This is a genomic window from Micrococcus sp. (genome assembly GCF_034179925.1).
Classification (GTDB): Bacteria; Actinomycetota; Actinomycetes; order Actinomycetales; family Micrococcaceae; genus Micrococcus.
Window position 1 is genome coordinate 19,588 of the sequence record NZ_JAXFPG010000039.1, and the last position, 9,975, is coordinate 29,562.

The 9,975-nt window shown below is 74.6% G+C and carries 7 protein-coding genes, 1 tRNA gene and 1 rRNA gene; 4 read left to right on the plus strand and 5 right to left on the minus strand.

Annotated features, from left to right (window positions below; translation table 11 throughout):
* Positions 1-28 precede the first annotated feature (28 nt).
* The 3 genes from treZ to SPI96_RS07850 form a co-directional block, all read right to left on the minus strand.
* Positions 29-2,086, minus strand: a complete 2,058-nt coding sequence (gene treZ / locus SPI96_RS07840; RefSeq protein ID WP_321081811.1) for a malto-oligosyltrehalose trehalohydrolase — start codon at positions 2,084-2,086, stop codon at positions 29-31.
* A complete protein-coding gene (gene treY / locus SPI96_RS07845; RefSeq protein ID WP_321081812.1) occupies positions 2,083-4,584 on the minus strand; it encodes a malto-oligosyltrehalose synthase in 2,502 nt (833 codons plus the stop codon). The genes treZ and treY overlap by 4 nt, the downstream gene beginning before the upstream one ends.
* Before the next feature lie 71 nt (positions 4,585-4,655).
* A complete protein-coding gene (locus tag SPI96_RS07850; protein ID WP_321081813.1) occupies positions 4,656-5,663 on the minus strand; it encodes an aldo/keto reductase in 1,008 nt (335 codons plus the stop codon).
* Between the two features lie 74 nt (positions 5,664-5,737).
* On the opposite strand from SPI96_RS07850, the gene SPI96_RS07855 reads away from it, so the two are divergent.
* The 4 genes from SPI96_RS07855 (at position 5,738) to SPI96_RS07870 (ending at position 9,302) form a co-directional block, all read left to right on the plus strand.
* Positions 5,738-6,640, plus strand: coding sequence for a fumarylacetoacetate hydrolase family protein (locus tag SPI96_RS07855; protein ID WP_321081814.1), 903 nt, complete (start codon positions 5,738-5,740; stop codon positions 6,638-6,640).
* Between the two features lie 209 nt (positions 6,641-6,849).
* Positions 6,850-7,599: an NAD(P)-binding domain-containing protein gene (locus SPI96_RS07860; RefSeq protein ID WP_321081815.1), complete on the plus strand. Its 750-nt coding sequence runs from the start codon at positions 6,850-6,852 to the stop codon at positions 7,597-7,599.
* Between the two features lie 26 nt (positions 7,600-7,625).
* A complete protein-coding gene (locus SPI96_RS07865) occupies positions 7,626-8,825 on the plus strand; it encodes a pirin family protein (protein ID WP_321081816.1) in 1,200 nt (399 codons plus the stop codon).
* A gap of 108 nt (positions 8,826-8,933) precedes the next feature.
* Entirely contained in the window at positions 8,934-9,302 is a 369-nt protein-coding gene (locus SPI96_RS07870; protein ID WP_321081817.1) for a GNAT family N-acetyltransferase, read from the plus strand.
* Positions 9,303-9,417: 115 nt separating this feature from the next.
* Here the strand turns inward: SPI96_RS07870 and SPI96_RS07875 are convergent.
* Both SPI96_RS07875 and rrf read right to left on the minus strand, forming a co-directional pair.
* Positions 9,418-9,494: transfer RNA gene (locus tag SPI96_RS07875), tRNA-Pro, on the minus strand.
* A gap of 368 nt (positions 9,495-9,862) precedes the next feature.
* Positions 9,863-9,975: ribosomal RNA gene (rrf, locus tag SPI96_RS07880) — 5S ribosomal RNA — on the minus strand; the annotation flags it as partial.

Consider the following 9,975-nt stretch of genomic DNA (forward strand, 5'->3'; position numbering starts at 1 on the left):
GGGCGGACTGTCGGCCCGGGCCGCCGCGTCAGCGGGCCATGAGCAGGAACCCCGGGGCCGGGACCTCGGCGACGTCGGCGCCAGCGCGGGCATCGGCGCCGGCACGGGCACCAGCCCCGGCGTCGGGGACCAGGGGGCCGTCGTCGCCGTGGCCGAGGAGCACGCGGGCGCCACGCAGGTCCTCGGGCACGGACAGCGGAGTGTCCCCGAGGGAGGCCAGGAGCACGATGTCCCCGGGGCCGGCGTCGTCCGCGGCCTGCCGGTCCAGGCGCACGTGGCGGCGCTCCGGGTCGACGGCGGCACGCGTGCGGGCGCGGTCGGGTGCGGTGAGGGCCGGGTGCTGGCGGCGGGCGGCGATCAGTGCGCGGTAGGTCGCCAGCAGGCGGGCCCCGCGCAGGGTGCCGGGGTCACCACCGGGGCCGGTGGGCGCCTGGCCGTCCACCACGGACCAGTCGAGCACGGCGCTGTCCCGGGTGGCGGGGTCCTGCGGGTCAGGGACCTCGGCCGCACCCCAACCGTGGTCGCCGAACTCGCGGCGCCGGCCCTGGCGGATGGCCTCGGCCAGCTCCGGCTCGCGGTGGGCGGTGAAGAACGGCCAGGGGGTGGCGGCGGCGAACTCCTCACCCATGAAGAGCAGGGGCGTGTTCGGACCGGCCAGCAGCAGGGCGGCCTCGGCGGCCAGCGCCCCTTCGGTCAGCACGGCGGAGGTGCGGTCCCCGGAGGCCCGGTTGCCCACCTGGTCGTGGTTCTGGATGCTCACGACCCACGCATGGTTGGGCACCGAGGCGGGGACGGGGCGGCCGTGGTCACGGCCCCGGAAGGTGGAGCGGGTGCCGTCGTGGAAGAACACTCGCTCGGCGGTCTTCGCCACCGCTTCCAGGGGGGCGAAGTCCGCGTAGTAGCCGTGGGTCTCCCCGGTGGCGGCCACGTGCAGGGCGTGGTGGACGTCGTCGTTCCAGGCCGCTGCCAGACCCAGGCCTCCGGCACCGCCGGCCCCGCGGGGCAGCACGAGGGCGGGATCGTTGCGGTCGGATTCGGCCATGAGCGGCACGGGGCGGCCGGTGCGGGCGGCCACGGCGTCCGCGAGCGCGGCCATCTCCTCCAGCAGGTGCACGGCGCGGGTGTCCTTGAGCGCGTGCACGGCGTCCAGGCGCAGCCCGTCCAGGTGCATGTCCTCGAGCCAGAACCGGACGTTGTCCAGGATGAACCGGCGGACTTCGTCCGAGTCCGGCCCGTCCAGGTTGGGCCCGTCGCCCCAGCCGGTGCCGTGGTCCACGAGGTAGGGGCCGAACACGCCCAGGTAGTTGCCGGAGGGCCCGGCGTGGTTGTGCACCACATCCTGCACCACCCCGAGCCCGGCGGCGTGGGCGGCATCCACGAACCGGCGGTAGGCCTGGGGGCCGCCGTAGGACTCGTCCACGGCAGACCAGGCGACGCCGTCGTACCCCCAGTTGCGGGGCCCGGACCATGAGTTCACCGGCAGCAGCTCCACATACGTGACGCCGAGGTCCACCAGGTGCGGCAGGCGGTCGATGGCGGCGTCCAGGGTGCCCTCGGGGGTGAAGGTGCCCACGTGCATCTCGTAGAGCACGGCCCCGCGCAGACCTCCACCCTGGGGGGCGTCCGGGTTTTTCTCCACGGCGGCCGGGCCGGTCCAGGCGGCGTCTGTCCAGGGGAAGTCGGCGGCCTCGAGGTCGAGGCGGGCGGGGCCGTGGACGGTGTCGGGCAGGCGCCGGGCCCGGGGGTCCGGGGCGGGGGCGGAGCCGTCCACCCGGTACCCGTAGCCGGGGTTGCCTCCCGCGAGGGCCGTGGCCGCGGCGAGCGCGGCGGCGTCCGGCACCCACCAGCCCCCGGCGGTGGGGGTGAGGGCGTGGGCGGCGGCCACGGGCCAGCGGTCCTCGGCGTCGTGGAGGGCGCCGGGCTCGGTGTCCACGAGCACGAGCTCCACGGACCGGGCGTAGGGGGCCCACACCGCGTAGGCGGTGGCGCGGGCGTCCTCGACGGCCCCGCGCTCGACGGCGGCCGGGTCCAGGGCGGTGTCCTCGGCGAGGCGGCGCAGGCCGGTGGAGGCGGGGCGGGCGGTCATGCGGTGGTCTCCTCGGGCAGCAGCAGGGCGACGGGCAGGTCGGCGAGCAGGTCCGCGAGGCGGACTGCACCGTGCTGGTCCGGCTGCACGGCACGGCCGGTGACGGCCTCGCGCCAGTGCCCGGCGGGCAGGGTGAGCACGGTGTCCCCCCAGCCGCCGCGCCGGTCCAGGGCGTCCGGCCAACGGGTGGCCACGGCCACCGCGCCCGGGCCCTCGGCGCTGCCGCGGCTGAAGGCGACGGCGTGCTCGGCGGCCTCGCCGTCCACGTCCACGGGCCGGTAGCCGGTGAACAGCTCGGGCCGGTCCCGGCGGGCGCGCAGCACGGCGGCGGTGACGGCGAGCTTGGCGGCCTCGGGCTCGTCCAGGCCGGGCACGTGGCCGTCGTCGAGCCGGTCCAGCAGCCGCGCCCGGGCGGCGAAGTCCACGCGGCGGCGGTTGTCCGGGTCCACGAGCGAGGGGAAGGGGATCTCGGTGCCCTGGTAGACGTCCGGGACGCCCGGGGCCGCCAGCTGCACGAGCTTGACCCCGAGCTGCACCACGAGCCCAGGGCCTGCCACCCGGTCGGCGACGGCCTGGAGCACGGCACGGGCGGGGCCCTCGGGGGCGGTGACGGCCCGGGCCAGGGCGGCCAGGCGCTCCTCGTAGGCCTCGTCCCCGTCGGTCCAGGAGGTGCGCTCCCCGCCCTCGCGGGCGGCCTTGAGCAGGAATCCGTGCAGGCGTTCGGTCTCCGGGGCGGTGCCGTCCGTGGGCCAGACGCCCACGAGGGACTCCCACACCAGCTTCTCGAGTCCGGGCGCATCCAGGGGGTGCAGGGCGGCCAGGGCGGCACGGTCGGCGTCCCAGCGGGCCGGGTCCTCGGCGAGCACGGCGATCCGGGCCCGCACGTCCTCACTGCGCTTGGTGTCGTGGGTGGTGAGGGTGGTCATGGCGGCCGGCCAGGCGGCCTGGCGGGCCTGCTGGGCGGCATGGAAGGCGCCGAGGCCCAGGGCGACGTCGGCAGGGTCGCCGCCGACCTCGTTGAGGTTGGCCCAGCGGGTCCACCGGTAGAAGGCTCGGTCCTCCACACCCTTGGCCATGACCATGCCGGAGGTCTGCTGGAAGCGGCGGGCCACGGGTGAATCCGGGTCCACGAGCACCTCGGCGAGGTCGGTGAGCACGTCCTCCAGGGCTGGTTCCTCGCGCACGGCGGCGGCCACAGCCGCCTCGAGGCGGGCCCGCCCGACGGGCAGGTAGGTGCGGTAGACGGGCAGGCGGGCCGCGACGGCGGCCACCGCGGCGGCCAGGCGGTCGTCCGTGTGGGTGCCGAGCACGGAGGCGGCGCGTGCCTCCCGGACGATTCGTGCGGTCTCCGCGGCCAGTGAGCCGGAGGCCACCTCCGCCTTGAGCTCGGTGATGAGCCGCTCCCACTCGTGGCGGGCGGCGGCGTCCTGCTCGGCGGTGCCGGCGGCCCCGGCGGGCATGAACACCCGCTCGATCTCTCCGAGGGCGTCGTAGCCGGTGGTGCCGTCCACGGGCCAGGCGGCGGGCAGCTCCTCCCCCGGCTCGAGGATCTTCTCCACCACCAGCCACCCCTCGGGCAGCACCTGCTCGCGCAGGCGGGTGAGGTAGGCACCCGGGTCGGCCAGGCCGTCGGGGTGGTCCACGCGAAGCCCGTGCACGAGGCCCTCGCGCACCCAGCGGGCGATCTCCGCGTGGGTGGCGTCGAAGACCTCCGGATCCTCGACGCGCACGCCGGCCAGGGTGGTGACGGTGAAGAAGCGCCGGTAGTTCAGCTCGGTGTCCCCGCGCCGCCAGCCCACAAGCCGGTAGTGCTGGCGCTCGTGCACCGCGCGGGCCAGGCGGGCACGGTCGGCGGTGGGCTCGTCCTCGGGGCGGGCGTCGGCGAACACCTCGGCGGCGCCCAGCCCGGTCTCCTGCTCGGCCGCGGCCAGGGAGCCGGGGGCGAGGGGGAAGGCCTGGTCCCAGTGCTGCAGGCGGGCTGTGCCGTCCTCGGCCGTGTGCACCACCAGCCGGTCCAGGCCGGCGTCGGCGCCGCGGGGATCGCCGTCAGGGCCGTCCCCCAGGACGGGGATGAGGATCCGGCCGTCGCCAGCGTCCCAGTCCACGTCGAACCAGGCGGCGTGGGCGGCCTCGCGGCCGTGCTGGAGCAGGTCCCACCAGGAGGCGGTCGCGGCGGCGTCGGCCACGCCCAGGTGGTTGGGCACCACGTCCACGGCGATCCGGAGGCCGGCCCGATGCGCGGCCTCGGCGAGGCGCTCGAGGGCCTCGGGCCCGCCCCGGGACGCGTCCACCCGGGTGGGGTCGGCGACGTCGTACCCGTGGCCCGAGCCCGGCTGAGCCTCCAGCAGCGGGGACAGGTACAGCCAGTCCGCGCCGAGCCGGCGCAGGTATGGCACGAGCGCGGCGACCTCGTCGAGCGGCAGGTCCGGGCTCACCTGCAGCCGGTAGGTGGAGGCGGGCAGGGGCCGGGAGGGTGCGGAGGGCTGGGGCTGGCTCACCCGGCGACGCTAACAGAGCGCGCGGACGCGTCAGGAGGTCCCATCGGCGGCCGCTTCCCGGCTCCGGGCGCTCACGGCAGGGCGTGTCCACGCGCCGCGGTCCACAGCCGGTACCACTGGCGTGCGCTCATCCGCGCGGCGGCGTCGGGGGCCTGGGCGCACGCGGCGATGCGCTCCGGCCGCTGCGTGCCCACCACGGGCCGCACCTGCCACGGCAGCTTCAGCAGCCAGGCCAGCACCACGGCCTCCGGGCCCACCGCCAGCTCCTGGGCCACCTGAGCGACGACGGCGGCCGTCCCGCCCAGCGTGGCGGCGCCGCCCTCCGGGTCTGGGACGAGCGCGTCCGGTGCGGGCGGGGCCGTGCTGAACCGCCCCTGGCCGAGCGGGCCCCAGGCCTGCAGCTCGATCCCCTCCCCCGCGCACACCGCACCGAGGTCGGCGGCCCCGGCGGTGGCGGGGGCCGTGGGGTGGTTGGGCAGCACGAAGGCCTCCACGAGGGTGCGATGGTGCAGACCCAGCTCCATCTGCACGCAAGCCAGGCCGGTGCCGTCCCGGCCCTGGCGGGCCAGCTCCCGCTGGAACTCGAGCACCCGCCCGGTGCCGAGGTTGGACACGCCCAGGCGGCGGACCAGGCCGGCCTCGCGGGCGTCGAGGAAGGCCCGCACGGTCCGGGCCACCGGCGTGAGCACATCGGGCCGGTGCACCAGCAGGATGTCCACGCAGTCGGCACCGAGGCGGTCGAGGGAGCGCTCCAGGGCGGCGCGCAGATGGGCCGGGGAGGAGTCGTAGCGCACCTCGGGCCGCCCGGCGGCGTCGAGCTCGTCCAGCACGATCCCGGCCTTGGTCTGCACCCGCAGCCCGGCCCGGCTCTCCGCATCGAGCTCGGCCAGCAGGGCGCCCACGGTCCGCTCGGAGGCGCCGGCGCCGTAGATGTCGGCGGTGTCGAGCACCCGCATGCCCGCCTCGAGGCTGGCATGCAGGGCCGCACGGGCGCGGTCCGGGTCCGTCCAGCCCATCGTCCCCAGGATGAGGGGCTGCTGCGGTGCCGGAGTGTTCGCGGCGGGGGGCGGCGTCGTCATGGGCTCAGCGTCTCACGCGCCCCGGACGGCGCCACGGCCCGGCCGCCCAGGCCCGGCTGTGATGGGATGGGGGCATGAAGCTCGCCACGTTCCGTCAGCCCGATTCGGACACCGCCTACCCGGGCGACACCTTCGCCGCGGTCCTCACCTCCTTCCACCCCGAGGACCCGGAGGTGGCGGTGCGCGCCGTCGCCCTGCCCGGCTGCCGGGACGTGGGCGAGTTCCTCACGCTCCCGCTGGCGCAGCGCCAGGAGCGTGTGGAGTCGGCGCTGCGGGCCGCGCAGGAGGATCGCTCGCTGCTGCTGAACGTGGCCACCCTGGTGTACGACACGCTCGTCCCGTTCCCCACGAAGGTCCTCTGCGTGGGCCTGAACTACAGGGACCACATCAAGGAGGCCGGTCTCGAGCTGCCGAAGCACCCGACCCTCTTCGCGAAGTTCGCGCAGTCCCTCACCGGCGCCCTGGACCCGCTGGAGGTCCCGGAGGAGGACCGCCGCATGGACTACGAGGGCGAGCTGTGCGTGGTGATCGGCGAGCCGGGCCGGCGGATCCCCGTGGAGGACGCCGGCGCGCACATCGCCGGCTACGCCGTGGCCGACGACGTCTCCCTCCGAGGCTGGCAGGGCCGCACCTCCGAGTGGCTGCAGGGCAAAGCCTGGGAGGCCTGCACCCCGGTGGGTCCGTGGCTGGTGACCCCGGATGAGTTCCCCGACGCCGCGCGGATCCTCACGCGCGTCAACGGGGAGGAGCGCCAGTCCGCCCGGGTGCGCGACGTGGTGTTCTCCCCCGCCGAGCTCGTGGCCTACGCCTCGCGGATGGTCACCCTCAACCCGGGCGACCTGATCATGACGGGAACCCCCGCCGGAGTGGCCCTGGGCCGCCGGGACGAGGAGGGCCGCCGCCCCTGGCTGACCGCCGGGGACGTGGTGGAAGTGGAGATCACAGGGCTGGGCCGCCAACGCAACGAGATCGTCTGACACTCCCGTTCGAGAAACGGGAGCTCCTCCAAGCACTCCCGTTCGAGAAACGGGAGCTTTCGGCCCATCTCCCGTGCACGAGACGGGAGGCGGGCCCACGACGCCGGCTCAGCGGCGCGGCGCCCCGGGCACCCTCACGTCCGCCCAGGCCCGTGCGATCCGCAGGTGACGCCCAGGTGAACACCTCACCGCCCGGGAGAATGGCAGGCATGGACCGTCCCGACGCCGCCTCCCCCCTGCCCGGCCCGCTCACCGTGCCCGACGCCGTCGGCATCCTGGGTGCCGGGCGCGCCGGCACCGCCCTGGCCCGGGCGATCGCCCGCATCCCCCACCTGCACCCCGGGACGCCGGCCCCGCGCGTCGTGATGGCCGCGACACGACCTCCCGTGGCGGTGCAGCGCCACCTGGTGATCCACGCCCCACAGGCCACAGCGGTGGCCCCGGAGGAGATCGCCGTGAACACTGCGCTCACCGTGGTGGCGGTGCCGCGCGAGGAGCTCGACGAGGTGGATCCGGCGTGGCTGGCCGGTCCTCGGACCCTGGCCGTGGTGGACATGACGAACACGTGGCAGGACGAGTCCGTGCCCACCTGGCTGCTGGGGGACGACGCCGGCGCGGAGCCGTCTTCCCCCGCGGAAACCGGCACGGTGCGGATCGCCCGCCGGTGGGCTGCGGCGGGGCTTCGGGTGCCGCTGGTGCGCGCGTTCTCGGAGGTCTCCCACCACGAGCTGGACCGGTCCGGCCGCACCGAGCCCCCGTTGCGGGCGCTCGGCGTGGGCGGGGACGCTCCCGGCCCTGCGAGGGACGCCGTCGCCGCTCTGGTCCGGGCGCTGGGGTTCGACCCCGTCGGCTACGCCCCGCTGGCGCGCGGCGCCGCCCTCGAACCGGGCGCCCGGGCCTTCGCCCACCCCATGACCGCTGCCGAGCTCACGGCGGCGCTCGCCCAGCCCTTGCCCTGATCCCGGGGGCGGGCGACGATGAGCCCATGCCCTCCACCAACACCGAACACCCGGACCTGCCCTCCTTCTCCGAGCACCGGAGCCCAGCGCAGGCCGGCGGGCTCCGTGAGGAGTTCCCTGCGGCACGCTTCACGGAGGGGCTCAGCAGTGGGGTGACGGAGAGGCAGGGTGAGGGGTGCGTGGTCGAGGTCCTCGAGCCCCGCGAGGTCCCCCTGGGCGGGCCGAGGGCGATGACTGTCCTGCGGACGCTGCCTCAGCGGGCACGGAGCCTGATCGGCGCCTGGTGCTTCCTGGACTTCTACGGCCCGGAGGATGTCTCCGCCTCCGGTGGCATGGATGTGCCTCGGCATCCTCACACGGGTTTGGCCACGGTGTCCTGGTTGTTCGAGGGCCGGATCGACCATGTGGACTCGGCCGGTTCCTGGGCAGCGGTGCGACCGGGTGAGGTGAACCTCATGAACGCGGGCCGGGGCATCACGCACAGCGAGTACTCCACGCAGGACACCACGGTGCTGCACGGTGCGCAGCTCTGGTATGCCCTGCCCGAGGAGCAGCGTTCCTGCGCGCCGGGCCTGGAGTCCCACCGTCCGGAGCCTGTGACGGGTGAGGGCTGGGAGGCGCGGGTCTTCCTCGGTGAGCTGTTGGGCACGCGCTCCCCCGTCTCGACGGCGCTGCCCCTGACGGGGGTGGAGGTGCGTCTGGAGCCGGGCGCCGAGCTGCGTGTTCCGGTGCCGGCCGGCCATGAGCACGGCCTGCTGTGCGTCTCCGGGCCGGTGAGCCTGCAGGGGGTGGACGTGCCGCGTGCCCATGTGGGCTATGTGGCGCCGGGGGCGGAGGAGCTGGTGGTGCGCGCAGGCGCGGAGGCTGTGGTCGCCCTGCTGCTGGGCGGGGAGCCGTTGGGTGAGCAGATCATCATGTGGTGGAACTTCGTGGGCCGCACGCAGGAGGAGATCGAGACCTGGCGGGCCGCGTACATGCAGGAGATGGGCTTCGAGGCGCCGACTCCGGACTCGCCGTTGGCGGCTGAGGGGCTCACGGAGCTGCGGGGTGTGCCCGATGGCGAGCCGTTGGGCCGGCCGGTGGGTGGGGCCCTGCTGGACGCGCTTGTGGGCACCCACTACGACGACGGCCGCCCCTTCCCCCAGTTCGGCGCCTTCCCGCCCGACCCGAAGGGCCCGATTCCGGCGCCGACCCTGCCGAACGCCTCGATGCGCCCCCGCGGCTGAGCGCTCCCGTTCACGAAACGGGAGTTCCCCCGACCACTCCCGTTCGGGAAACGGGAACTTCCCCAGCCCTGTCGCCCCAGATCCCTCCCCCACTGACGAAGGAGCACCATGACCACCCCCGACCTGGACCGCCCGGAGGTCCGCGACCTCGGTGACCGCTACGGCATCTTCGTGGACGCCTCGGACGTTCCCGCCGGATTCACCCAGTATGTGGAGCACACGGAGGAGGACGGCACGCGCGTGCGGATCTTCCCCCATACCGAGGTCGGCGAGGCGTTCAGCGGCCAGGGGCTGGCCTCCACGCTCGTGCGTGAGGCCCTGGACGACTCGATCGCCTCGGGGTGGAGGATCGTCCCGGTATGCCCGTACGTGAAGAGGTGGATCGACAGGCACACGGGGTACGAGGAGCACGTGGTCTCCGCCACCGGCAAGCACCTGCGAGCACTTCGAGGGAGCATGAACGGGTCGACTCCGTGAACGCGGAGGGGCCGCAGCCCACCCCCTGGTAGGCGCAGACCTGACCAGACCGGTATGTCCGGAATCCGCCCCAAGAACGACGAAGGCCCCCGCTCCATGAGCGGGGGCCTTCAGATGGTCGGGGTGACAGGATTTGAACCTGCGGCCTCGTCGTCCCGAACGACGCGCGCTACCAAGCTGCGCCACACCCCGTGGATTGCATCAGCAATACCAACAGACGCCTACTTTACTCCCGGACGAGGGGATGAGCAAATCCGCGCAGCAGTGGCTGCAGGCTGCAGAACCATGCGGCCGATGGCTTCTCCCCCAGCCTCGTGATGCGTCCATGGGGGTGCGTGCGGACTGCTCCACTCCGCCAGCGCTCGGCTGCTCTACGAGGGGGTCGCGCCAATGCGGACATATCCGCTCGCTGCAGGACAGGCCCGCCATCCGGGGCCTCCATGCACGGCGGGCAACGGCTGAGCAAGAATCGACCGGCCGCCTTCCCCACCAACAGGAAACACCCCACAAACACAGGGAGGCCCCACACCCAAAGGTGTGGGGCCTCAACCCAAAAGAATGTCCGGCGGCGACCTACTCTCCCACAACCTCCCGGTTGCAGTACCATCGGCGCTGTGGGCCTTAGCTTCCGGGTTCGGAATGGAACCGGGCGTTTCCCCCACGCTATGACCGC

Coding starts and splice junctions, on each gene's coding strand:
- treZ (WP_321081811.1), bottom strand. CDS start 2,086: ATGACCGCCCGCCCCGCCTCCACCGGCCTGCGCCGCCTCGCCGAGGAC.
- SPI96_RS07850 (WP_321081813.1), bottom strand. CDS start 5,663: ATGACGACGCCGCCCCCCGCCGCGAACACTCCGGCACCGCAGCAGCCC.
- SPI96_RS07855 (WP_321081814.1), top strand. CDS start 5,738: ATGAAGCTCGCCACGTTCCGTCAGCCCGATTCGGACACCGCCTACCCG.
- SPI96_RS07860 (WP_321081815.1), top strand. CDS start 6,850: ATGGACCGTCCCGACGCCGCCTCCCCCCTGCCCGGCCCGCTCACCGTG.
- SPI96_RS07865 (WP_321081816.1), top strand. CDS start 7,626: ATGCCCTCCACCAACACCGAACACCCGGACCTGCCCTCCTTCTCCGAG.
- SPI96_RS07870 (WP_321081817.1), top strand. CDS start 8,934: ATGACCACCCCCGACCTGGACCGCCCGGAGGTCCGCGACCTCGGTGAC.